This window comes from Pseudoalteromonas sp. SCSIO 43095, from assembly GCF_023650455.1.
GTDB classification, from domain to species: domain Bacteria; phylum Pseudomonadota; class Gammaproteobacteria; order Enterobacterales; family Alteromonadaceae; genus Pseudoalteromonas; species Pseudoalteromonas tetraodonis.
Genome location: NZ_CP087995.1, coordinates 2161885 through 2185862 on the forward strand (window position 1 = coordinate 2161885; position 23978 = coordinate 2185862).

The following is a 23978-nucleotide window of genomic DNA, read 5'->3' on the forward strand; positions in this document are numbered from 1 at the left end:
ATTAATTTACCGTAGGGCTTTTTTTATAACTCGACTTTTTATACGGCGCTTTTTTTGTACGTTTGGCAAAGCGCTTTTTAGGTGACGTTTTAGGTAACAGTGCAAATGCTTGACTATTACAGTTCGCCGCTTGACTTACAAAGTTAGTTAAATCGGCTAATAAAGGTTGTATAAACTGCTGATAACTCATTGCTTGCTGTGCAATATCACTTAAACTCGACTCCCATTTTGCAGTTAAGTCGGGGCTTGATAATCCCTCTGGTAATACACTAATTAATGCCAGACCTGTTTCAGTTGCTTTAATTGCTTTTCCCTCACGTTTTAAAAAGCGACGTTTAAATAACAGCTCAATAATGCCTGCACGCGTTGCTTCTGTACCGAGGCCATCTGTTTCTTTTAATATTTTTTTGATTTGCAGGTCTTTTACATAACGGCTAATTCCCGTCATAGCAGCAAGTAAGGTTGCATCGGTAAAATGAGCCGGAGGAGATGTATGCTTTTGCACCACTTCACCTTTAGTACAAGTAAGTGCCATGCCTTTTTCTAAATAAGGTAATGTAGCTTCTTCTTTAAGTTCCGACTTACCCATGAGCAATTTAAAACCTAAGCTTACATCTTGCTTTGCACTTGCTTTAAATAAACCACCGGCTATGGTTACCTCTACTTTGCTTTCGTTATATATGTAGTCGGGATAAAACTGAATTAAATAGTGTCGACTTATTAACTGATAAATTTTTGCTTCATCATTGGCTAAACTCACACTTTTTAACTGTTTAGCTGTCGGCACAATGGCGTGATGAGCGGCCACTTTTGCATCATTAAAACATTTACTACGTTGTTTTGCATTTGCCTCATTTACCAGCTCTACTGACTGCCCACCATTTACGGCTATCGCTTTTAAAATAGCAGGTGCATCTTGGTGATGCTCTCTCGGTAAGTAACGGTTATCTGAGCGTGGGTAGGTAATTAATTTATGACGTTCATATAAAACTTGGCAAATATCGAGTACTTTTTGTGCTGGCATCCCAAAAGCTTTAGCAGCATCTATTTGTAAAGCAGATAAGTTATAAGGAAGAGGCGCGGTTTGTTTTTTTTGCTTTTGCTCAAGCGCTGTTACATTTGCGGGCTGATTAGCAATGCGTGAAGTCACATTTTCGGCTAAGGCTTTATTAAGTACTCTGCCCTCTTCATCTTGATATGGTTCGCACGCTTTACTCGGTATCCACTTAGCAGTAAATGATTGCTGCTCAGGTGTAACAAGATGAGCAAGTACTTCATAAAATGGTTTGGATACAAAATTTGCGATTTCATTATCACGATTTACAACTAAACCTAAAATAGGTGTTTGTACTCGCCCAACCGACAACACATTACCAAAGCCCGCTTTTTGCCCAGCTAGCGTATAAGCTCGCGTTAAATTCATACCAAACAACCAATCAGCACGAGACCGTGCTAAAGCAGATACACTTAAAGAGATAAAATCACGGTTAGCACGCATACTATTTATTGACTTTTTAACTGCCGTTAAGTTTAAGTCACTGACCAATAAACGCTGAATATTTTGTTTTTTTGCTTGGCTGATTTTTGCTTGTTCTATAACTTCATCAACTAATAACTGGCCTTCACGGTCAGGATCGCCAGCATGTACAAGTGTTGTTGCTTTTTTGATTAGCTTTTTTAAAATAGTGAGTTGTTTACGAGTTTTAGGCTTTGCTTTAAGTTGCCAATGCTCAGGCACAATAGGTAAATGTTCAAACTGCCACTTTTTAAAACGCTCATCATAATCATCGGGTTCTGCTTGCTCAAGCAAATGACCTATGCACCAAGATACGCAATCACCATTTGCCACTTCAATATAGCCATCATGCTTTTTATGCGGTTTAGGAAGTGCGTCTGCAATAGCGCGACCCAAAGAGGGTTTTTCAGCAATATAAAGTTTCATAACATAGCTCTAACACTGTTCATATAAACAGTAGTCTAGCACATCATTTTAAACGAGGGGTATTTTTGTCGTTATAAGCTTAAAGCTTTATTTCGCTTATTAACAAAAATATATAAAAGCGGTAGATAACATATAACAACAGTAGCGATATTTATTAAGGGCATAAATGTTTGATACATAACAGTACTATACGATAAATCCCAAAGATGGCGATCTACTAAACGAAACAATTGCAGAATAGGGGCAGCAATAACCACAAGTTGGCCAAGTACACATTGCCACAAATGCACTTTATCTTTAAGACCCCAATAAGCAATAAGGGCCATCCAAGTAATATCTGTTAATGCCCATACAAGGTAACGGTATATATAAATACCATCATCAAACGCCATTAAACTTGAGTAGGTCACAGTGCCAAATAAGAAAAAAGCGGCGGTAATAACAACGAACCTAAGAGCTAAATAATCTTTGAGGATAAAGAATATAAAAATAGCCGGACTCAAAATAAGAACCCAGCTTTTACTTAATATACTTACAAAATACAAAAACCATTCAGGCAAACTAAATAACCTTACTTAACTTTTGTATCTTCATCAGTTCCATCGCCGTTACCAGGCATACTACAATACTTAGTCAACATATTCGCCCCATTACATTTGTTAATAATGTTGCACTCTACGCTAAAAAAGGTACATAGCCAAATCATTCTATCTTACATCAATTGGCGCTGACTCTTTTGCCTTACCTTGTAAAATAGATATTTCTACACGGCGATTGCGTCTGCGATCTTCGCGGGAATCATTAGGTACTAAAGGTCGTGTTTCTGCACGCCCTACCACCATCATTCTGGTTTTATCAAAACCTGGAACTTTTTGTAATTCACTCGCTACCGCAACTGCGCGTTTAGAGGATAAATCCCAGTTATTAATGTAAAGCTCGTTGGATACCTGAAAATCATCCGTATGACCAGACACTGTAATTTCACCGGGTACATCTTTAAGTAATCGGCCAATATCTTGAATGATAGGTTTAAATTGTGGTTGTAAAAATGCACTCCCCGATGGAAACGAGCCATTTTCTCTAATACGAATTATGATTTGCTGCCCTAAAGATTCAAGCTCAATAGCCCCATCAATAATTTGTTTTTCAAGCTGTTGCGCAATTTTTTTAACTAAGTCATTTATTTGCTCTTGATCAGCAGCAGACACTGCCGTAGCTGCAGCAACTTCCTCTGAGGTACTGCTTGATTCACCACCTCGCTTTTCACCACGTTGTTCTTGACGTCCACCTGCGGAGCTTTCATCTCCCGCCTGAAACTCAAGCATTTGTTGAGTCATTTCAACCGTTTGTTGCTGAATGGTTTCTATAGGAGTTGGCTCAGGTTTACCCGGCGTAAACTCCATAGCAATAACAGATGTCCCTTTTGGAATGTCTTTTACCTCTATTTTATTTTGTACACCAAAAGCAAACTTCATTGAGCCCGCAATTTGTTTAAATTTAAGTACATCCATTTCAGAAAATGCGAGTAAAAGTACAAAAAAGCACATTAATAGCGACATTAAATCGGCAAATGTCCCCATCCATGCAGGTAACCCTGGAGGAGGGCATTTGCACTCTTCATCTGACATAATTATTCCTCAGTATTGACTGTGCGTTTTGATTCAGCTAGATAATTTTTCAAAATCCCTTCAATTACTTTAGGATTTTGGCCATCTTGGATGCCTAATACCGCATCTAAAATTAAGCGCTGATTCATGGCCTCTTCGTCTTTACGCAGTTCAAGTTTTACCTGAATAGGAATGGCGACAACATTCGCCAAAAATGCCCCATACAACGTTGTTAACAAGGCTACCGCCATTGCAGGTCCGATTGCTTTTGGATCATCCATGTTCGAGAGCATAGCCACTAAGCCTATCAACGTACCGATCATCCCCATTGCGGGAGCAATATCACCTAGCGACTTAAATAAGCTTGCGCCCATTTCATGACGAGTCGTCGTCAGGGAAATATCTTTTTGTAATGTTGCACGCACTACATCCGCATCATGCCCATCCACGAGCATATCAACGCCTTTGCGCATGAATGGATTTGGAATTTCAGCTTCTTCTAAGGCTAAAAACCCGCCTTTTCGGGCAGAATCTGCTAGCTCAACCGCCTTTTCAATTAACGCTTCAGGGGGTTCAATTTTAAACATAAACGCTTTTGCACATACTTTACCAATGCCAAGAAATTGCGACATGGTAAAATTAGATAAAACGATAAAAAGGGAACCACCAAATACGATAACCACAGAAGGGGTATTGTAAAACATAGCGACTTCACCGCTACTACTCATAAACATGGACATGACAATTAAGCCAATTGCGCCAAGGATCCCAATAATGGTTGCTAAATCCACATTCCCTCCAAAGGTTTTATATTTTTTCTTCGCAAGCGTTGTTATTAATTGTTTATCGGCAAGATACTGAAATACTTAAGTGATTTTTATGATAAACGGTAAAATTACGATTAGTCCTATTTTAGATCAACATAGGTAATCAACCTAATTAATCAAAATTAATAATTTTAAAAAATAACGTTGAAACGCAATAAAACCCAATCAACAGCATTTATCTATCAAAAAACAATATCATTCTTTGACCTAGTTTAGCATTCCCCCTAAAATTGGCGTCTAAATTTATTATGTAAGTTGAAAATAAAGATGGCGACTAAAAAACCTGAAAATTTAAGTTTCGAACAAGCACTAGAAGAGCTAACAACAATTGTCAGTGAAATGGAACAAGGTGATTTATCGCTTGAACAGTCTTTAAAGCAATTTGAGCGAGGTATTGCACTTGCGAGCGCATCTTCAGGCAAACTTCAACAAGCTGAGCAAAAGGTGTCGATATTAATGGGTAATGACGAAAAAGCACCGCTTACTCAGTTTGATAACGATTTGGAATAATTGTGAGCATAAAAGAACAAATAAAGCTCGCTCAAGATGATGTAGTCAATACACTCAACATTTATTTCGAACAACCACTTGAAAGCGACAACACCATAAAAGAAGCCACACATTACAGTCTAATGAATGGCGGGAAGAGATTACGCCCTTTTTTGGTTTATACCACAGGCAAAATGCTCGGTGCTGAAAAACGTGATTTAGATGTGCTGGCAGCAGCCATTGAATGCATTCATAGTTATTCATTAGTGCATGACGATTTACCTGCGATGGATGATGACGACTTACGCCGTGGTCGCCCTACTTGCCATATTGTATACGGTGAAGCACAAGCGATTTTAGCTGGAGATGCACTGCAAACTTTAGCATTTGAACTTATTGCCAAGCATAAATTTAAATGCTCGACTGAAGCACAATTAAAAATGATCGCAGCATTAGCGCATGCTTCGGGGTTACAAGGTATGGTTGCCGGACAAGGCCGTGATATTGCAGCAACCGATAAGGTTATTACTGTTGATGAGTTAGAACGTATTCATAAACTTAAAACCGGTGCGCTAATAAATTGTGCGATTACTCTTGGTGCACTGTGTGCTCCTAATACGAGCCAACAAACTTTAGATAACTTATCAACTTTTGGATACGCTATAGGGCTTGCATTTCAGGTTCATGACGATATTTTAGATGTTGAGGGCGATACGCTTACTTTAGGCAAGCCACAAGGGTCAGATATTGCAGCGAATAAAGCGACATACCCCGCTTTATTAGGTATGCTAGGCGCTAAGCAAAAAGCACAAAATTTAATACAACAAGCCCATGAGGCATTAGCTAACATTGACGCAGACACAACAGATTTAGCGGCATTGGCAAACTATTTAATTGAACGTGACCATTAAACATGGCTAAACCGTATTAAATCTTAGAACAAAATTATTACTGAATATTAAGTCGCCTTTTAAACCTCGTTTGTTTTGAGGAGGGTTAATATTAGCGAAGGATATATAAAAAACCATGACACTTGATAGCAGCAAGTATCCATTACTTGATTTGGTGAACGAACCAGCCCACTTGCGAGAGTTAGCACAAGATAAGCTTCCTGCATTTAGCCATGAATTGCGTGACTATTTAGTCAATTCGGTATCGCAAAGTAGCGGTCATTTAGCGTCTGGTTTAGGAACCGTAGAACTTACCGTTGCATTACATTATGTATACAACACACCCGATGACCGTTTGGTCTGGGATGTGGGCCATCAAGCTTATCCGCATAAAATACTGACTGGCCGCCGTGACCAAATGCATACCATTCGCCAAAAAGACGGATTGCACCCTTTCCCTTTTAGAGATGAAAGTGAATACGATACCTTTAGTGTTGGCCATTCAAGTACCTCAATTTCTGCGGCGCTGGGTATGTCCATTGCTGCGCAAAAAGAAGGCAAAGGGCGTAAAACAGTCGCGGTAATCGGCGATGGCGCAATTACTGCGGGTATGGCCTTTGAAGCAATGAACCACCTTGGCGATGTTAAATCAGACATGCTGATCATTTTGAACGATAACGAAATGTCGATATCTGAAAACGTCGGTGCGTTAACCAATCATTTTGCGCGTATTTTATCAGGTAGCTTTTATACCAACATCCGTGAAGGCAGTAAAAAGCTGCTCTCTGGTGTACCGCCGGTAAAAGAGCTTGCCAGCCGTATGGAAGAACATATTAAAGGGATGATGATCCCGGGTACTTTTTTTGAAGAATTAGGTCTAAATTACATTGGCCCAATTGATGGACATGATGTGAATATGTTGGTTGATACGCTGCGCAATATGCGTAACTTAAAAGGCCCACAGCTTTTACATATAAAAACCCAAAAAGGCAAAGGTTATAAGCCTGCCGAAGCCGATCCGATTGGTTATCATGGCGTACCAAAATTTGATCCTGCAACATCAAGCTTACCAAAATCTAAGCCAGGTGCGGCGACTTTCTCAAATGTGTTTGGTGATTGGCTTTGTGACATGGCCGAGCAAGACAGTAAACTCATGGCAATCACACCAGCTATGCGTGAAGGTTCAGGTATGGTACGTTTTTCTAAAGTGTATCCAGAACAATACTTTGACGTAGCGATAGCAGAACAACACGCCGTTACTCTTGCTGCAGGTTTTGCCTGTGAGGGCTTAAAGCCCGTTGTGGCTATCTATTCTAGCTTTTTACAACGCGCGTACGATCAACTAATTCACGACGTTGCACTGCAAAACCTACCGGTATTATTTGCTATAGACCGCGCCGGTATTGTAGGAGCCGATGGTGAAACCCATCAAGGCGCCTACGACTTAAGCTTTATGCGCTGTATACCTAACATGGTCATTATGGCCCCAAGTGATACTAACGAATGCCGTCATATGCTTTATACAGGCTATCAAGCTAATTGTCCTGTTGCTGTTCGTTACCCGCGTGGTAGTGCAGGCTCAGCAGACATTCAAAGCACTATGCAAAAGCTAGAAATTGGTAAAGCGAATGTAATTAAAAAAGGTACTAAAGTGGCTATATTGTCATTTGGTACCTTGCTTGAAAACGCACAACTTGCCACTAATGAGCTCAATGCCACATTAGTAAACATGCGATTTATTAAGCCACTTGATACGGCATTAATTGATGAGCTGATTAATGATAACGATATTATTGTAACCCTTGAAGATAACGCGATTGCGGGCGGTGCAGGCTCTGCAGTTAATGAATATTTAGCGAGCATTAAAGCCGATGTAAAAGTGCTTAACTTAGGTATTCCTGATGAATTCATTAAACATGGCACACAACAGCAAATGCACGATGAAATGGGGTTGGGTGAACATGGTATTTTAACTTCAATTAAAGCATTTATGAGCTAATACTTATAGTGTTTAATAAAAAAGGAGCCATTGGCTCCTTTTTTATTGCTCATCTATAATCTCTAGCGCATCCACACCTTAATGTCGGCTAGACCATTGCTTTGTAACAAACCAATTTGCTGTTCAACATTGGGGTTTTGCTCAAACTCAAATGCATCTAATTGCTCGTCAAAGGTAATATTAGCGACGCCATCGCCGCCACGTTTTTTAACTTGATGTAATGCTATGTCAGCTAGATTAATTGATGTTTCCCAGCTAATAACTTGCCCACCTAAAAGAGGTAAAGGATAGAACGACCACCCGACTGACGCTGTTATATTGGTTGTTTCACCGTTAGGAAGCTGAAACGAATAATCAGCAATTGCTTGGCATAATTCAGATACATAGCTGTCGATTAAATTACATTTAAAATCGCGCAATAACAGTAAAAACTCATCACCACTCCAACGGGCAACATAATCAGAACCTTGGGTACGCGAGTTAAGTAATGCCGCTACTTGTTGTAAACAGCTATCTCCGGCAATAGGGCCATAGGCATCGTTAATGCGGCTAAAGTTATCTAAATTAATAATTAACAATACCAACGATTTACCTTGAGCCTGCAATGACTGCGAGTTACGCTGAAAATGCTCAATATCTTTTGGTAGTTGATCAAACAAAAAACGGCGACTTCTCAGCCCTGTTAGCTCATCAGAGTGACTAACAAGCTTAAGCTGAGAGTTTACTTGGTTTAATTTATCGTTTGCTTGGCGAAGCTCAAGAGTTCGCTCAGTAATAAGCCCCTCAAGAACTTGCTGCTTACGTCGCTCTTGAACTTTAAATACCCAAAACACCAAATAAAAGAGCAACACAAAACCACTGGTGATCAGTAATCTAAAATATATAGTTTCACCAAATCGTTCAGGCACCACAAAAGCGTATTCGGCCGATTGCGCTTTGCCCCAATCTTCACCTTGACGTTTTGTCTCTAATTCAAATAAAAACATACCTGCTGGTAAGTTAGTGTAAATTGCTTCTCGGCGGGTATTTGCATAGCGCCAATCATTATCAAGCCCATTGAGTTTATACCTAAACTCTATACTTGCAGGTGCATAGTAATCGATGGCGGTATAGGTAAGCGTTACATCACGCTCGTCAGTTTTAAGTACTGGCTTTTTACCTAACGCAGCCGCAGTAAGTTTTCGTGATGGCGTGGTTAAAGTTTCTATAGTTGGTTTAAGTGAACGCAGTCCAAATAATTCTACGTCTTTGGGAATTTCTACAACACCTTGCAAGCTGGGATACCAAATTGAATTATCCATATCAACCACCGCATCATGGCCTAAACCATTACAGCATTGACTTGCTTTACCATCGAGCTGTCGATCAAATGAAGAGATCACTTCCTCCACTTTTAGGCTTTCAATGTTGGCTTTGAATTGCTCAACCGGCATGCGATAAACCCCTTTCATGGTGCTTACCCAAATACGTTTTGTAGTATCGTCGTATTCAAGACTAAATATAGAACCGTATGGCAGCCCATTGGCGGCATCTAATTGCTGCCACTGCCCTTGTCCACTGCGATAAAACAAACCATCGTTAAGCGAGCCAATTAAAATCCCCACACCTTTAATGTGTAAAATGCTAGTCACGTACGCACTTTCCAAAGTGGTTTGGTCGCCTATTTTTTCTATCCCGCGTTCAGTAAAGTAATACGCCCCTTTACTGGTACCAATCACGCCAAAATTTGGTTTATCTAAAACATAGGTTACAAACTTACTGCCTAAAAAAGCATTGTACGCAAAAGGGTTTAAGCCATTGTAATTTAAACGATATAAGCCTCGCCCAGTGCCCACCCAAAAGCCGCCTTTAGTCGACGTACTAATAGCAAATACAGGATTATCACTCAACGCACGGGCAGGAAAACTATATAAGGTATTCGACTCGTAGAAAAACAAACCTCTACCAGTGGCAACATAAAGACGATTGCCGTCAAACTGTAAGTCATGTACTGAGGCGTTACCATACTTGGTACTGTTAATGACATTGATAAACGTTTTATCGGCATCGAAATAGCCTACGCCGCTTTTGTTGGCAATCCATAACTTACCATCTGGTGATTTACTAATGGCCATAACCGCTTCGGTCATTTTAGAAATGGCTGAATGGCGCTCTATTCGCCCTTCGTGAGCAAGCCAAAGTCCCTCACTAAAACTCGCTAACCATATATTATTTTCATCATCTCTAAATATATCGGCAAACCAAATACTTTGATCTAATTGACTGGGCTCAACCCATTGCCAATCATCCGATTTCCCTCTGAACAATAAGCGCCCATAAGTCGATACCCACAGGCCACCATTGCCATCACTCATAAACTTATAAACGGCTGAGTTGTTAGCGTTAGGCAGCGGAAATGGGCGTAGCTCATCATCTAAATCTAAAAAGTAAGCGCCTAGCTCAGAAGCAAGATATAAATTGCCATTTAAAAAGGATAAGTCGTGAACAATTGTTTGCGCTAAACGATCAGGCAAGGCCACTTTAGCGGTAAGCTCTAAGCGCAATTTAGAAAAATCAGACGCGCTTTGCGTCAAGCGCAATAAATTACGATCGTTAACCAGCCAAATTCCCTCTGGTGAGAGCGCCATTTTACTGACTGACCCTACTATTTGGGTGATCGCAGTGGCATTTACGATAGGGCTCGGATTGTTTAGCTGGTCGCGCAGCTCTATCTGGCCTCTGTCTATGTAATAAAGCCCATTAGCTGCTATCCAAATACTGCCTTTAGAGTCTTCAAGAATATCTCTAACAGGGCCTTTAATATTAAACTCTTGTGCGGTTAGCTTTTCTGGGTCTATAACAACGAGGCCGTTTTTCGTGCCTATCCATAATAGTCCTTGGCCATCAATCAGTAATTTATTGATGCCATTGCTGGGTAAAAACAGACTATTTTGAGTGTTGTAATTAGTAAAAGTGTTACCATCAAATCGGCTTAATCCGAATTGCGTACCAAGCCACATGTAGCCTTGGTTATCTTGCACCACACTTTTAAGGGATTGTGAGGGAAGTCCGTCTTTAATGTTCCATTGTTTAACTACGTAATCAGTAATTGAAGCCGTACTTGGCATGGCACACATCAAGAGTACACAAACCAATAAAAATCGCATCATAGTGCTGCCACCTAGTTAAACAAATAATAAATTAAAAGGGTAGTAAACCTACTTTTATCAATGCTTGCAAACAAATAAGCGAAAAAATACCTGCAAGTACATCATCGGCCATAATACCAAACCCACCATGAGCACGTTTATCAAGTATACGAATCGGCCCTGGCTTTGCTATATCAAAAAAGCGAAATAGTAAAAAGCCCACTAATAATGTTTGCCAATTCAGTGCTGCACCAATCATCGTTATATAGTAACCAGCGACTTCATCCCAAACAATAGCTGGATGATCATGAACTTGAAGGTCATCAGCTGTTTTTCCACATGCCCAAATACCAAATATACTGATCACCACCGCAAATACAATTTGTAACCATAACGGAAAATGCATGGTAATAAAAATAAATGGTAACGCCGCTAAAGTACCAAATGTACCAGGGGCTTTAGGCGCAAGCCCTGTACCAAAACCCAAACCAAAAAATTGATGTGGGCGTTTTAAATTAAATAATCGGTTTCTATTCAAACCTGCTCCTTGGAAAAGTGCTCAAAGCCTTTGTGCTCAAAAACAAACTTTTCACCTTGGTGTAATAATTCTATATTCCCGTCACCACTTTTGATTTGGCCGATACAGGTTGCTTCTACACCGTATTGGCGCAACTTAATATCGAGCATACTCTTATTACTGTCTGGGACAGTGTAAAGTAGTTCATAGTCATCGCCATAGTTGAGTATAAAAGGAAGCTGTTGCTCAAAATCAAGACTCGCTTGCATCGCATCAGAAGTAGGTACATTTTCAATATTGATTGTTGCACTGACCTGTGACAAATCCAAAATGTGCCCTAAGTCAGCAAGTAAACCGTCTGAAATATCAATCGCTGATGACGCTAAGCCACGCAAAGCTTGTCCGGCGGCCACGCGTGGCGTTGGAAAGTTTAAACATTTATTAATATGCTTTAAATGTTCAGGTGCAACTGGCAAACCTTGTTTTTTTGACTCAATTGCCAAACCAGCATCACCTAGCGGTCCGGTTACAAAAATCCAGTCGCCCACTTTTGCGCCACTTCGACGCAGTGCTTTACCTTCAGGAACCGTGCCTTTTGCACAAATAGTAATACTGAGTGGGCCTTGAGTCGTATCGCCACCAATAATTTGTACATTAAAGTACTCAGCAATTTCATGCATACCGTCAGTCAGTTCTGCAATCCATTGTGGATCGATACTTGGCAACGTGAGTGCAACCGATACCCATGTAGGCTCTGCACCCATGGCAGCTAAATCACTTAAATTTACTGCCAGAGCTCGATGCCCTAATGCGCGAGGAGAGATATCATGAAAAAAATGCACCCCAGCAACTAAGGTATCTGTTGTTACAGCAAGCTGACAGTTTGCTGGTACAGTGACAAGCGCACAGTCATCTCCAATCCCTAAATTAACATCGCGACGAGTGATACCGCGACCTTTAAAGTAGTGATTAATTAATTCAAATTCCTTCATACACAAAAAAGCCGACCTATGCCGGCTCTCCTTTTTAACGGTTATTTATAACAACTCACTGAAATTAATATGCAGCTTAAGTTGTTATGACTTGCGTAACTGTTTTACAGCTTTATCAAGTACACCGTTTACAAATTTATGGCTATCTTCAGCGCCAAACATTTTCGCTAATTCAATGCTTTCATTGATAGCCACTTTATAAGGAACATCTTCACGAAATTTAAGCTCGTAGCTGCTTAAACGTAAGATTGCACGTTCAACTTCGTCTAATTCATCAAATGGACGAGTTAAATGAGGCGATACAGCTTCGTCTAGTTGCTTATGATTTACGGCAACTCCACGTGCTAAATCTTTAAAATATTCAACATCAATTTTAGTCACATCGTTTTCGATCAACATTTGTTGTTCGATATCGGCAATCGCATTGCCGCTTAATTGCCATGAATACACGGCTTGAAGTGCTAAGATACGTGCTTTACGTCTTGCTGCTGGTTTCACAAAAATTCCTTAAACTTAAATTTTATCTAACACATTAACCATTTCAAGCGCACCTAAAGCAGCTTCGCCGCCTTTGTTACCCATTTTGGTACCTGCGCGCTCAATTGCTTGCTCAATGCTTTCAGTGGTTAATACGCCAAATGCAACCGGGATATCATACTCAAGCGATACTTGTGCAAGCCCTTTATTTGACTCGCCAGCGACGAGATCAAAGTGAGGCGTGCCCCCTCTGATCACTACACCTAAGGCGATAATTGCATCATATTCTTTTTTTGCTGCAACGCGTTTCGCTGCCAAAGGTAATTCAACCGCACCGGGTACGTAAATCACGGTAATATCGTCTTCTGATACTCCACCAGTACGTTTTAGCTCATCAACAGCACCTGCAAGCAAGCTACTACCAATAAAGTCATTAAAACGAGAAATGACAATGGCAAACTTTTTGCCTGGAGCGTATTTATTACCTTCAATAATTTTCATTTGATAACCCTAAAAATAAGTTTAAGCGATTTCGGTTGCGCAAAAATTGATGCGCATTATACCACATAAATAAAATAATAACCTAGCGCGTAATTATTGTGGCTCTACGTAGTCAACCACTTCTAAATGGAACCCTGATAATGCATGGTATTTTTTAGGTAAACTCATCAAACGCATTTTTTGAATACCTAAATCAGCCAGAATTTGCGAACCCACACCTACGGTGCGCGAAGTACCTTGAAATTTACGTGGCGTCACATTTTCACCCGCATCAGCTGCGGCAAACGCTTTTACTGTGGCTTCTAACTCTTCAGTGCTTTCTTGCTTACCTAAAATAACTAAGGCGCCATTATGCTCAGCAATATAAGCCATTGCTTGCGATAAACCCCAACTACGGTCAGCATTGCGATCAGAGAGTAAAATATCGTTAAAAGTACTTTGTAAATGCACACGTACTAAGGTCGGTTCTTGTTGTTTTATTTCACCTTTAAGCAATGCATAGTGTAACTGCCCATCAATGGTGTCTTTGTAAGTCACTAAGTCAAACTCACCATGTTCAGTTGGCAATTTACATTTTGCAACTTGCTCAATTGTGGTTTCGTTTAGGTTGCGGTACTCGATTAAATCAGCAATGGTGCCAATTTTAATATCATGTTGCTTAGCAAATACTTCTAAATCAGGACGACGCGCCATGGTGCCATCTTCATTTAGGATTTCTACAATCACTGATGATGGCTCAAGCCCTGCTAAACGCGCTAAGTCACACCCCGCTTCTGTATGCCCTGCACGTGTTAACACGCCGCCTGGTTGCGCCATAATAGGAAAAATATGACCTGGTTGTACAATATCGCTTGGCACAGCGCCTTTCGCAATGGCAGCTTGAACAGTGCGAGCACGATCCGCTGCAGAAATACCTGTGGTGACCCCTTTTGATGCTTCAATTGACATGGTGAAATTAGTTGAGAATGCGGCACCATTATTTTTTACCATTAATGGTAAATCAAGCTGCGAGCAACGCTCTTGAGTCATCGTTAAACAAATTAGTCCACGGCCATGAGTCGCCATAAAGTTAATCGCTTCTGCACTAATGTGTTCAGCAGCAATAATTAAATCGCCTTCATTTTCTCTGTCTTCATCATCCATTAAAATAACCATTTTACCGGCTTTAATGTCATCAATTATTTCTTGTGCGCTGTTTAAATTCATAAGTTGCTCGTATAAGTTGTCAATGTCGTTATTTTATAAAGCCCGCTTTAGCGAGTAAGCTCATCGAAATATCTGAACCCGAAGGTTGGTCAGCCCCTCTAACTAGGCGCTCTAAATAACGTGCTATTTGGTCGACCTCTAAATTAACCTGGGTGCCAACTTTAAAGTCAGCTATGGTCGTTTGCTCGCTGGTGTGGGGCACAATCGTCAGTTTAAATTTATTACCTTCAACCGCATTAACCGTCAGGCTAATACCATCAATACAAACCGACCCTTTGTAAGGAATGTATTTCATTAAATTTTCATCGGTGGCTAACCAATATTCTGTTGCTCGCGCATTGGCATTAATCGCTGTGATAGTAGCAATACCATCTACATGGCCAGATACTAAATGACCACCGAGGCGCGAAACAGGTTGCATCGCCTTTTCTAGATTAACGGTTTGCCCTAATGCGTAATGTGCAAATCCCGTTAAGCTAATCGTTTCATTTGATAAGTCAGCACTAAAGCCATCAATATGCTTATCAACAACCGTCAGGCAGACACCATTAGTTGCAATACTGTCACCTAACTTAACATCACTCATATCAAGGTTTTTACTTTGGATACGAATAGCTAAATCACCTTGTTTTTTTTGTAATAACGCAATTTTACCTGTCGCTTCAACTATTCCAGTAAACATAGTGCTACTCTTTATATAAAATGATTAATGAGCTTTTTTTAGTGCTGTGATACGTAAATCATCACCAATTGACACACACTCATTAAAAGTTAAATTAATGGTATTTTGCATACTCATTAACTCTGGGAAATTCAGTAAACTTTTAGCATCGCAGCCCATTAATTTAGGGGCAATGTAAAAAACAAACTCATCAATTAAATCAAGTTCTGTCATTTTGCCAGCCAGTGTTGCTCCGGCCTCTAGCCACACATTATTAAACTGCAATTGGGCTAGCGTGTTTAACACGGCCAGTAAATCTACTTTATTATTATTTTCAGGTACTTCAATCTGTTTAACAAAATGAGGCCACTGATGCGATTTATCAACCTTGGTGGTAAATATTATCACCTCACTTTGAATTGAAAATAAGGCAAGATCAGGGGTAAGTCTATTTTGTGAGTCAATAACAACGCGAACCGGTTGGCGCAGTGGTAAATCAGTTGGTAAAGAATACGGTAACTCTTCTGGGCGCACATTTAATTTTGCATCATCCATTAATACCGTATCAGCACCGGTTAAAATTGCACAGCTTTGTGCTCGGTATAGTTGCACATCTTGGCGCGCTGCGGGGCCAGTGATCCATTTACTTTGCCCGTTTTTAAGCGCCGTTTTACCATCTATACTTGCGGCCATTTTGCAAGTCACAAAGGGTAATCCCTGCTCCATGCGCTTAAAAAACCCAAGGTTTAATGCGCGAGCTTGCGCTTCAAGTAACCCGTAAGCGACTTCTATACCAGCATCCGCTAAAATTTTCAGACCTTTGCCTGCAACTTGCGGGTTGCTGTCAACCATAGCAGCAATCACTTTTTTAACACCTGCTGCTTTTAGCCCTTCAGCACATGGCGGTGTTCGACCATAATGACTGCAAGGCTCAAGTGTTACATAAGCGGTTGCGCCTTTTGCATTTTCACCAGCCATAGCCAGTGCGTTTACCTCTGCGTGACCTTGACCCGCTAACTGATGAAACCCTTCACCTATTACTTTATTATTTTTTACGAGTACGCAGCCAACATTAGGATTAGGAGTGGTGGTAAAGCGCCCTTTTTTTGCCAGTTCAATAGCGCGAGCCATGTAGCGTTTATCATCCTCTGAAAACGAACTTTGCATGCTCATTACTATTCTCCTAAGCGGGCTATTTCTTCACCAAATTCGCGTATATCTTCAAACGAGCGATATACAGAGGCAAATCTTACATAGGCCACTTTATCTAACTTTTTAAGCGCTTCCATAATGCACTCACCCACCAAATGGCTAGACACTTCGCGTTCGCCAGTGGCACGTAACTGCGACTTAATAATATTAACCACTTCGTCAACTTGCTCAGTGCTTACGGGGCGTTTTTCGAGGGCGCGAGTTAAGCCATTTAGTAACTTATCTTCATTAAACGGTTCGCGGCTGCCATCTTGCTTGATGACCCGTGGCATCACTAATTCAGCCCCTTCAAAGGTGGTAAATCGTTCGTGGCATTCATTACATTCACGACGTCTACGTACTTGGTGTCCTCCACCTACAAGGCGAGAATCAATAACTTTAGTATCTTTGGCGGTGCAAAAAGGGCAATGCATAACTGTGTGTTTCCGTTTTAAAAACAAAAAATGGCCGCTATCATAGCGGCCATTATCATATCAAAAATGTGTGCAGTTGTGATCTAAATTACTATTTTACTCTTGGATTAAGCGTAAACAGGTAATTTTGCACAAATTGCTTTCACTTTTTCTTTTACTTGCGCTTGTACTGACTCATCTTCGATGTTGTCTAGTACATCACAGATCCAGCCCGCTAACTCTTTTGATTCAGCTTCTTTAAAGCCACGACGAGTGATTGCTGGTGAACCAATACGCAGACCAGAGGTAACAAATGGTGAACGTGGATCGTTCGGTACTGAGTTTTTGTTAACCGTGATATTCGCATTACCTAGGGCAGCATCTGCATCTTTACCTGTGATATCTTTGTCGATTAAGTTAAGTAAGAATAAGTGGTTATCAGTTTTACCCGATACTACTTTGTAGCCGCGCTCTTGTAATACCGCAACCATTGCTTGTGCATTTTTAACAACTTGTGCTTGGTATGTTTTAAACTCAGGTTGAAGTGCTTCTTTAAATGCAACCGCTTTAGCAGCAATAACATGACATAAAGGACCACCTTGGCCACCTGGGAAAACAGCGCTGTTTAGCTTTTTGTAAATTTCTTCATCGCCACACGCAGAGATGATTAAACCACCGCGAGGACCCGCTAATGTTTTGTGTGTTGTGGTTGTTACAACGTGAGCAAATGGCACTGGGCTTGGGTAAACACCCGCAGCAATTAAACCTGCAACGTGCGCCATATCAACAAATAAGTAAGCACCTACTTTGTCTGCAATTTCACGGAACTTAGCCCAATCAACAATACCTGAGTATGCAGAAAAACCAGCAATGATCATTTTTGGTTTGTGCTCAAGTGCTAACGCTTCAACTTGTGCGTAATCAATTTCGCCAGTTTCTTCGTTAAGGCCATACTGAATTGCGTTGTATGTTTTACCAGAGAAGTTTACGTGTGAGCCATGTGTTAAGTGACCACCGTGCGCTAGGCTCATGCCTAATACAGTGTCAAGTGGGCTTAAAAGAGCTTGGAAAACAGCAGCATTCGCTTGTGAACCGGCATGAGGTTGCACATTTGCGTAATCTGTACCAAATAATTCATTTGCGCGGTCAATAGCAAGTTGCTCAACTACGTCTACGTGCTCACAGCCACCGTAGTAACGTTTGCCCGGGTAACCTTCAGCGTATTTGTTAGTCAGCTGAGAACCCTGCGCTTCAAGTACGCGTGGGCTACAGTAGTTTTCAGATGCAATTAACTCAATATGTTCTTCCTGACGTGATGTTTCTTTGCTCATCGCGTCAAATAACTCTGGATCAAAGTCCGAAATATTCATGCTACGTTCTAACATTGGGGTCTCCTGGGCAACGTGTATGGGTATTTTTTAGAGGCTTTATTGTACGCTTAAAACGACGTTTTGCCTACGCTCTTAAGTTGAGGATATTTAAACAGGGATTGAAACTATTTCACAGCATTTTGATGATGATATTTTTTTATAAACTAATAACAATTTTAAATGAATTTTATTTACTACATTTATATAGCTTATGCGTTATGTCTAAAGCGATGCACAAATAAACAAAAAAAGCGGCCTAAGCCGCTTTTATTATTTGCCTTTTTTAGGCTAGCTTTTTAAACAATTCTGTACGCAAAATACCATAATCGTTGTGCATATCAGTGGCTAAACACGGTTTTGCTAATGCGTCAGCTAACGGCTTTGGCATATCTAATTCAACATTAAGGATATCCTCAACGCTGTCTTTAAATTTGGCCGGATGCGCAGTCGCTAAAAAAATCCCCACAGCATCTGCCGCCTTATTTTCTACAAGACCTTGGTAAGCAATTGCGGTGTGAGGCTCTGCAATATAGCCAAGCTGTTGAATTTTTTTCATCACTGTTTGTGTTTGCTGCTCATCAACACTCACCGAATAAAAGTTATCATAACTAAACCAGTTATTATCTAACATTGATTGCACACGTGGCCAGTTATTAGGTTTACTCACATCCATTGCATTTGAAAGCGATTCAATTGTCGCATTAGGCGTCCACTTTTTATCAAGCATAAAGCGCGGTACTGTGTCGTTTTGATTTGTAGTCGCGCTTAGTTTACCTACAGGCATACCAATAACCGCACCAATCATAGCCGCACACACATTACCAAAGTTACCACTCGGTACTGAAATATGCGCTGTAGCACGCTTTTCTTTTGGCAGCTGTGCAATGGCTTCAAAGTAATAACACACCTGCGCGACTAAACGGCTAATGTTAATTGAATTTGCTGAGTTTAAACCTAACTTCGATTTTAGCTCTTCATCTAAAAATGATTTTTTAACCAATTCTTGGCAATCATCAAAACTACCCTCAATCGCATAACAGTGAATGTTGTCACCAAGCGTTGTAAATAACTTTTGCTGCGCTAATGAAATTTTACCTTTAGGATATAAAATAACGACATCAATATTTGGTTTGTTATAAAAAGCATGCGCTACGGCAGCCCCGGTATCACCCGATGTTGCAGTTAAAATAGTGACTTTTTCACCTTGATTAAATTGCGCCAAGCACTCGGCCATAAAACGGCCACCAAAATCTTTAAATGCCAGTGTTGGGCCGTGAAATAACTCTAAGCAATAGGTATTATCTTCAACTTCCACCAGCTTAACCGGAAAGTTAAACGCATTCTTAACCATCTGGGCAACAGTATCACTTGGTAGCTCGTCACCAATAAGGTGCGATAAAATTTTGCCGCTGCGAGTAACAAAGTCCATATCTAGTAATGCATCAACATCACTTAATGGCGCTAACGACTCTGGAAAAAACACACCTTGATTACGCCCTAGTCCTGTTTTTACAGCTTCAACAAACGACACTTTTTGTGAATATTCTTTTAAATTATGTAATTGCATGACTCTTTATCCTATAAAACATTTAATTGACGCGTGCCGTCGTTATCTAATTTACAAATATGGCAAAAGCCTTGCTCATTGATGTAATTTTCCTCTAGCCACTGCGCGCATTGCTCTGCCGCTTCAAGCGTTTTACATACACTAAACAAGGTTGGCCCTGCGCCTGAAATACTCACAACTTCAGCACCCAGTGCTGGTAAGCTTGCTTTGGCATCACTAAAGCCGCTTATAAGTGGCGCACGGTATGGCTCTGCTATTTCGTCTTTCATAATGCTTAATGCATCATCAAAACGCCCTGTTAACAGTAAGCTACTAAACGCCGATAAACGCTGAGCAAACTCAACCCCGGCATGCATACTGAGCTCTTTTGGTAAAACAGAGCGCGCTTTTGCGGTATTGAGCGAAAAGCCCGGAAATGCGGCGACGTAATACCAGTTTTCATCAACAGGTAAAGCAATAGATTTATCAGGAATTAAATCACCGGTTAGCTGTAAGCCGCCTAAATAACACGGTGTGATGTTATCGTAATGGCGCCCCCCACTTACAATGGCTTCAAAATCTGCCATAAGCTCAATGAGCTCTACTTGGCTTAAATTAGTTTTGGCAAATTTATCCAGTGCTGCAAATGTCGCCACCACAGAGCAGGCACTTGAGCCTAATCCCGAACCAATCGGCAAATTTTTCCTAAGTTCGAGCTTTACCGCAGGCATATCAGGCGCAACATGCGCTCTAAAGTGCACTAAACACTGATACGCTAAATTTTCTTGCGCATCACTAGGTAGCTTATGTGCGTAGTCGCCTGTACAAATAAATTCATCACTCGATGCGGCACTAACAATCGCCACATCACCTAATAAACCGCCATCAATGGGCGCAAGTGCGGCGCCCAGCGCATCAAAGCCAACGGCAAAATTACCAATAGACGCCGGAGCATATACTTCAATCATGACTGGCTCCTAGCGAGATAATGTTTTTAAGATGTCTGCAAATACACCCGCAGCCGTTACTGCAGAGCCTGCCCCATAACCACGAATTACAAACGGACGCGGTTGGTAGTATTGGCTTAAAATAGCCAGCGCATTTTCACCATCACGAATAACATTCAATGCATGTGATGAATCCACCGCTTCGATTCCGACTTTACAGTGACCATTTTTAATTGTGCCTACATAGCGAAGTACTTTACCTTCACTTGCTGCACTTTGAACACGGTCGTTAAAACCAGCATCTAAACTAGGTAATTTCGCCATAAACTGCTCAACATTGTCATCTTGGGCAAAACCCGGCGGTAAAACCGACTCCACTTCAATATCGCTAAGCTCCAATTTCATACCGGCTTCGCGTGCAATGATAAGTAGTTTACGTGCTACGTCAGTTCCCGATAAGTCATCGCGTGGGTCGGGCTCTGTAAACCCGCTTTCTTTGGCTTTAATTGTTGCCTCAGAAAGTGATAAACCATCTTCTAGTGCACCAAACATGTATGAAAGCGAGCCTGATAAAATACCACTAAACTCAAGTAACTCATCACCTGCACCAAACAACGATTGCAAGTTATCGATTACAGGTAAACCTGCACCTACGTTAGTTTCGTATAAAAACTTACGATTATTTTTATGTGTTGCTGCAATTAAATCTTGGTAATACGTATATGAGCTCGTGGTGGCTTTTTTATTGGCAGCCACAACATGAAAACCTGCATTTAAAAAATCTACATATTGTGCAGCCAAGGCATCTGATGAAGTACAGTCAACTAGCACTGGATTAACTAAATGATTTTGCTTAACAAACTGCTCGACCAGTTTTAAATCAAACGCTTGCTCTGACTGCGCCAGTTTTTGCTGCCAATCATCAAACGCAATCCCCTTACCATCAAGGTGTAATTGACGAGAGTTGGCAACACCATATAGGTTTAATTTAATATTACGCTTTTCAAGCCATGCTTGTTGACGCTCAAGCTGGTTAATTAGCTCTTGGCCGACTAAGCCACAGCCCAATAAAAACACATCAATTGATGGTACATGAGTAAAGAAGTTTTCATGGCAAATTTTAACCGCGTCATTACATAATTCACCGTCAATAACGGCTGAAATAGCACTTTCTGTTGAATCTTGCGCTATGGCAACAATGTTTACTTGCGCTTGTGCAAGCGATGCAAAAAACTTAGCCGCCAACCCTTTATGGGCACGCATGTTATCACCAACTAAGGTTACGATTGCTAAATTACGTTGCACATTTACCGGCTCAATGAGTCCCGCTTTTGACTCTAAATCAAAGGCTACTTGCAACGCACTTAACGCTAGATTTAAATCGCTTTCATGCACACAAAAGCTAATGCTAAATTCACATGATGACTGGGTAATAAGTACAATTGACACGTTATCATGGGCTAATGCATTAAATACTTTCGATGCCATGCCCACTTTGCCCTTCATACCTGGGCCTGAAACGGTCAACATAGCTAAGTTTTGCAAGCTTGAGAGTGCTTTTACTGGTTCATCAGATACCGTATCGTTACTAATTAGTGAGCCCTGTGCGTCTGGATTATGCGTGTTTTTAATTTCGCATGGCACCCCTGCTTTTGCACACGGTAGGATAGTTTTAGGGTGCAATACTTTAGCGCCAAAATAAGAAAGCTCCATCGCTTCTTTATAAGACAGGAAATCAACCTTAGTGGCTTTTTTGATATAGCGCGGATCGGCGCTATAAACACCATCAACGTCAGTCCAAATTTGACACACTTGTGCTTCTAAACACGCTGCAGCAATCGCTGCCGAGTAGTCAGACCCATTACGACCAAGCGTTGTGAGCTCCCCTTCATCATTACTTGCGGTAAAGCCCGGCATAATATAAACCGTCGCAGGGGATTCTTTTAACACGGCTTGAAAACGTGCCTTACTGGCCACTAAATCCGCTTCTGCGTCTATGTATCCGCCGGTTGAAACAATACAATCTGTTGCTTGTAAATAATGCGCGTTATGATCGGCTAATAGGCTTTGCATTAGCGATACGCTAACACGCTCACCAAAACTAATAATGAATGCTCTGACCTTATCAGGGCAGCACTTTATCAGTGCAATACCATCAAGCTTATTTTTAAGTTCGTTAAAGTCAGGCCAGTTTTGAACTGCTCCTTGCTTTTCCTCTACCGCCGCTTTAAGCATGTTGCATCGGCTAGTCAGTGAATGCCATTGTTCACTAAAGTCATGCCCCTGCTCTGCAGTACTAGCTAAATTAACTAACGAGTCCGTCATGCCACCTGGGGCTGACAGTACCAGTAACATTTCATCTTTTAATTGTGCCTTAGCGAGTGCAGCAACTTGCTCTAAACAGGCAAAATCAGCGAGCGATGAGCCACCAAATTTTAATACGCGCATTTTTTATGTTTCCTCATTCCATAAAACGAAAAAAGGCCTGTGTTCTAAGTGAACACAGGCCTTTAAATTTGTTGCACCGACCTATGCCACTATCCAGTAAGAATGGTGGTTGTAATAATAATGGTCGTTACAAGACTAAATGTTTTCATAAGCTTAAGACTGCCTTAACACAGGCTATTCTGTCAACCCTAAATTAGCAGATAAAACAGTCTTTTTTATCATGCATTTTATTAATAAATGCCAAACTTATGCAAAACTGCACTCAGTTGCGTTTTATTAATTGGTTTATGAATAAAATCAATTGCGCCCAGTTGTGCGACACGTGCTTGCATTTCTTGTTGGATATCAGCAGAGATCACTAATACATAAGACTCTATTTTAGAAATTTTGATTTGCTCAAGTACTTCAATACCGTCAACTTCAGGCATGGTTAAATCAAGACACAAAAGATCGAAATGCCTTTGACGCAATTGCTCCAAAGCGTCTTTACCGTTAGTTGCTTGCTGAATATCGGCATCAATACACTCTTTTAAACAGCGTATTACCTGTTTGCGAGCAACGGTGGAATCATCACAGACTAAAATAGAAAAACGCATTATAATGACTCATTAATTAAACTTATACAAAACACCTAAACCCACAGTAAAATTAGTTGGCTGCCCAATCCGCAACAGTCAAAATTATAACCAAATTAGCAACGAGCAGATTATTTATTGTAACTTCTATTAAAGTTATCAATAAAATGCTTAATTGCACAATACAAATTAGTAAATTAACTATTTCCAAGTAAAAAACAGCCTATCCAAACCAACGGTTCTCAAACAGAA

Annotated in this window: 21 protein-coding genes; 3 read left to right on the top strand and 18 right to left on the bottom strand. The window is 40.7% G+C overall.

Translation table 11 applies throughout. The annotated features are described in order from the left end of the window. Position 1: 1 nt before the first annotated feature. The 4 genes from LOC50_RS10210 to pomA all read right to left on the bottom strand — a co-directional run bounded on the left by LOC50_RS10210 (position 2) and on the right by pomA (position 4340). Positions 2-1942 (bottom strand): DNA topoisomerase III, encoded by a 1941-nt coding sequence (locus tag LOC50_RS10210; protein WP_250653167.1) that lies wholly within the window; start codon positions 1940-1942, stop codon positions 2-4. Positions 1943-2013: 71 nt separating this feature from the next. Further along, entirely contained in the window at positions 2014-2502 is a 489-nt protein-coding gene (locus tag LOC50_RS10215; RefSeq protein WP_036979862.1) for a hypothetical protein, read from the bottom strand. A gap of 147 nt (positions 2503-2649) precedes the next feature. Continuing rightward, positions 2650-3570 carry a flagellar motor protein MotB gene (locus tag LOC50_RS10220; RefSeq protein WP_028834921.1) on the bottom strand — a complete coding sequence of 307 codons (921 nt, stop codon included), beginning with the start codon at positions 3568-3570 and terminating at the stop codon, positions 2650-2652. A gap of 2 nt (positions 3571-3572) precedes the next feature. Then, positions 3573-4340 carry a flagellar motor protein PomA gene (gene pomA / locus LOC50_RS10225; protein ID WP_248474133.1) on the bottom strand — a complete coding sequence of 256 codons (768 nt, stop codon included), beginning with the start codon at positions 4338-4340 and terminating at the stop codon, positions 3573-3575. Between the two features lie 303 nt (positions 4341-4643). Here pomA and xseB point away from each other — a divergent pair, with 303 nt between their 5' ends. The 3 genes from xseB to dxs all read left to right on the top strand — a co-directional run bounded on the left by xseB (position 4644) and on the right by dxs (position 7754). Continuing rightward, positions 4644-4886 (top strand): exodeoxyribonuclease VII small subunit, encoded by a 243-nt coding sequence (gene xseB, locus LOC50_RS10230; protein WP_010390946.1) that lies wholly within the window; start codon positions 4644-4646, stop codon positions 4884-4886. A 2-nt stretch (positions 4887-4888) separates the two neighbouring features. Next, positions 4889-5776 carry a (2E,6E)-farnesyl diphosphate synthase gene (ispA, locus tag LOC50_RS10235; RefSeq protein ID WP_214552065.1) on the top strand — a complete coding sequence of 296 codons (888 nt, stop codon included), beginning with the start codon at positions 4889-4891 and terminating at the stop codon, positions 5774-5776. Positions 5777-5891: 115 nt separating this feature from the next. Beyond that, complete coding sequence (gene dxs / locus LOC50_RS10240; protein WP_036979872.1) at positions 5892-7754, top strand: 1-deoxy-D-xylulose-5-phosphate synthase; 1863 nt, start codon at positions 5892-5894, stop codon at positions 7752-7754. 62 nt (positions 7755-7816) lie between these two features. On the opposite strand, the gene LOC50_RS10245 is transcribed toward dxs, so the two are convergent. The 14 genes from LOC50_RS10245 to LOC50_RS10310 form a co-directional block, all read right to left on the bottom strand. Continuing rightward, positions 7817-10903 carry a ligand-binding sensor domain-containing diguanylate cyclase gene (locus tag LOC50_RS10245; RefSeq protein WP_036979875.1) on the bottom strand — a complete coding sequence of 1029 codons (3087 nt, stop codon included), beginning with the start codon at positions 10901-10903 and terminating at the stop codon, positions 7817-7819. A gap of 31 nt (positions 10904-10934) precedes the next feature. Next, on the bottom strand, positions 10935-11420 hold the full coding sequence (locus LOC50_RS10250) for a phosphatidylglycerophosphatase A family protein (protein WP_250653168.1): 486 nt from the start codon (positions 11418-11420) through the stop codon (positions 10935-10937). Next, entirely contained in the window at positions 11417-12391 is a 975-nt protein-coding gene (thiL, locus tag LOC50_RS10255; RefSeq protein ID WP_008110214.1) for a thiamine-phosphate kinase, read from the bottom strand. Before thiL ends, LOC50_RS10250 begins: the two co-directional genes overlap by 4 nt. Before the next feature lie 84 nt (positions 12392-12475). Then, positions 12476-12889, bottom strand: a complete 414-nt coding sequence (gene nusB, locus LOC50_RS10260; protein ID WP_008110215.1) for a transcription antitermination factor NusB — start codon at positions 12887-12889, stop codon at positions 12476-12478. Between the two features lie 15 nt (positions 12890-12904). Next, positions 12905-13369: a 6,7-dimethyl-8-ribityllumazine synthase gene (gene ribH, locus LOC50_RS10265; RefSeq protein ID WP_008110216.1), complete on the bottom strand. Its 465-nt coding sequence runs from the start codon at positions 13367-13369 to the stop codon at positions 12905-12907. A 93-nt stretch (positions 13370-13462) separates the two neighbouring features. Then, positions 13463-14575, bottom strand: coding sequence for a bifunctional 3,4-dihydroxy-2-butanone-4-phosphate synthase/GTP cyclohydrolase II (gene ribBA / locus LOC50_RS10270; RefSeq protein WP_013464232.1), 1113 nt, complete (start codon positions 14573-14575; stop codon positions 13463-13465). Between the two features lie 28 nt (positions 14576-14603). Further along, entirely contained in the window at positions 14604-15257 is a 654-nt protein-coding gene (locus LOC50_RS10275; RefSeq protein WP_036979881.1) for a riboflavin synthase, read from the bottom strand. A gap of 24 nt (positions 15258-15281) precedes the next feature. Continuing rightward, positions 15282-16409, bottom strand: a complete 1128-nt coding sequence (gene ribD, locus LOC50_RS10280) for a bifunctional diaminohydroxyphosphoribosylaminopyrimidine deaminase/5-amino-6-(5-phosphoribosylamino)uracil reductase RibD (RefSeq protein ID WP_036979884.1) — start codon at positions 16407-16409, stop codon at positions 15282-15284. A 2-nt stretch (positions 16410-16411) separates the two neighbouring features. Beyond that, on the bottom strand, positions 16412-16861 hold the full coding sequence (gene nrdR, locus LOC50_RS10285) for a transcriptional regulator NrdR (RefSeq protein WP_010390928.1): 450 nt from the start codon (positions 16859-16861) through the stop codon (positions 16412-16414). Positions 16862-16968: 107 nt separating this feature from the next. Beyond that, a complete protein-coding gene (glyA, locus tag LOC50_RS10290) occupies positions 16969-18225 on the bottom strand; it encodes a serine hydroxymethyltransferase (RefSeq protein WP_250653169.1) in 1257 nt (418 codons plus the stop codon). Between the two features lie 268 nt (positions 18226-18493). Then, on the bottom strand, positions 18494-19777 hold the full coding sequence (gene thrC / locus LOC50_RS10295; protein WP_250653170.1) for a threonine synthase: 1284 nt from the start codon (positions 19775-19777) through the stop codon (positions 18494-18496). 11 nt (positions 19778-19788) lie between these two features. Continuing rightward, positions 19789-20724 carry a homoserine kinase gene (gene thrB, locus LOC50_RS10300; RefSeq protein WP_069439221.1) on the bottom strand — a complete coding sequence of 312 codons (936 nt, stop codon included), beginning with the start codon at positions 20722-20724 and terminating at the stop codon, positions 19789-19791. A gap of 9 nt (positions 20725-20733) precedes the next feature. Next, entirely contained in the window at positions 20734-23151 is a 2418-nt protein-coding gene (gene thrA, locus LOC50_RS10305) for a bifunctional aspartate kinase/homoserine dehydrogenase I (protein WP_250653171.1), read from the bottom strand. A 230-nt stretch (positions 23152-23381) separates the two neighbouring features. Then, entirely contained in the window at positions 23382-23747 is a 366-nt protein-coding gene (locus tag LOC50_RS10310; protein WP_175416134.1) for a response regulator, read from the bottom strand. Positions 23748-23978: the final 231 nt, after the last annotated feature.

Coding starts and splice junctions, on each gene's coding strand:
- xseB (WP_010390946.1), top strand. CDS start 4,644: ATGGCGACTAAAAAACCTGAAAATTTAAGTTTCGAACAAGCACTAGAA.
- thiL (WP_008110214.1), bottom strand. CDS start 12,391: ATGAAGGAATTTGAATTAATTAATCACTACTTTAAAGGTCGCGGTATC.
- thrB (WP_069439221.1), bottom strand. CDS start 20,724: ATGATTGAAGTATATGCTCCGGCGTCTATTGGTAATTTTGCCGTTGGC.
- ribH (WP_008110216.1), bottom strand. CDS start 13,369: ATGAAAATTATTGAAGGTAATAAATACGCTCCAGGCAAAAAGTTTGCC.
- LOC50_RS10275 (WP_036979881.1), bottom strand. CDS start 15,257: ATGTTTACTGGAATAGTTGAAGCGACAGGTAAAATTGCGTTATTACAA.
- nrdR (WP_010390928.1), bottom strand. CDS start 16,861: ATGCATTGCCCTTTTTGCACCGCCAAAGATACTAAAGTTATTGATTCT.
- ribBA (WP_013464232.1), bottom strand. CDS start 14,575: ATGAATTTAAACAGCGCACAAGAAATAATTGATGACATTAAAGCCGGT.
- thrC (WP_250653170.1), bottom strand. CDS start 19,777: ATGCAATTACATAATTTAAAAGAATATTCACAAAAAGTGTCGTTTGTT.
- LOC50_RS10245 (WP_036979875.1), bottom strand. CDS start 10,903: ATGATGCGATTTTTATTGGTTTGTGTACTCTTGATGTGTGCCATGCCA.
- glyA (WP_250653169.1), bottom strand. CDS start 18,225: ATGTTAGAACGTAGCATGAATATTTCGGACTTTGATCCAGAGTTATTT.
- ribD (WP_036979884.1), bottom strand. CDS start 16,409: ATGAGCATGCAAAGTTCGTTTTCAGAGGATGATAAACGCTACATGGCT.
- LOC50_RS10310 (WP_175416134.1), bottom strand. CDS start 23,747: ATGCGTTTTTCTATTTTAGTCTGTGATGATTCCACCGTTGCTCGCAAA.
- thrA (WP_250653171.1), bottom strand. CDS start 23,151: ATGCGCGTATTAAAATTTGGTGGCTCATCGCTCGCTGATTTTGCCTGT.
- LOC50_RS10210 (WP_250653167.1), bottom strand. CDS start 1,942: ATGAAACTTTATATTGCTGAAAAACCCTCTTTGGGTCGCGCTATTGCA.
- dxs (WP_036979872.1), top strand. CDS start 5,892: ATGACACTTGATAGCAGCAAGTATCCATTACTTGATTTGGTGAACGAA.
- LOC50_RS10220 (WP_028834921.1), bottom strand. CDS start 3,570: ATGTCAGATGAAGAGTGCAAATGCCCTCCTCCAGGGTTACCTGCATGG.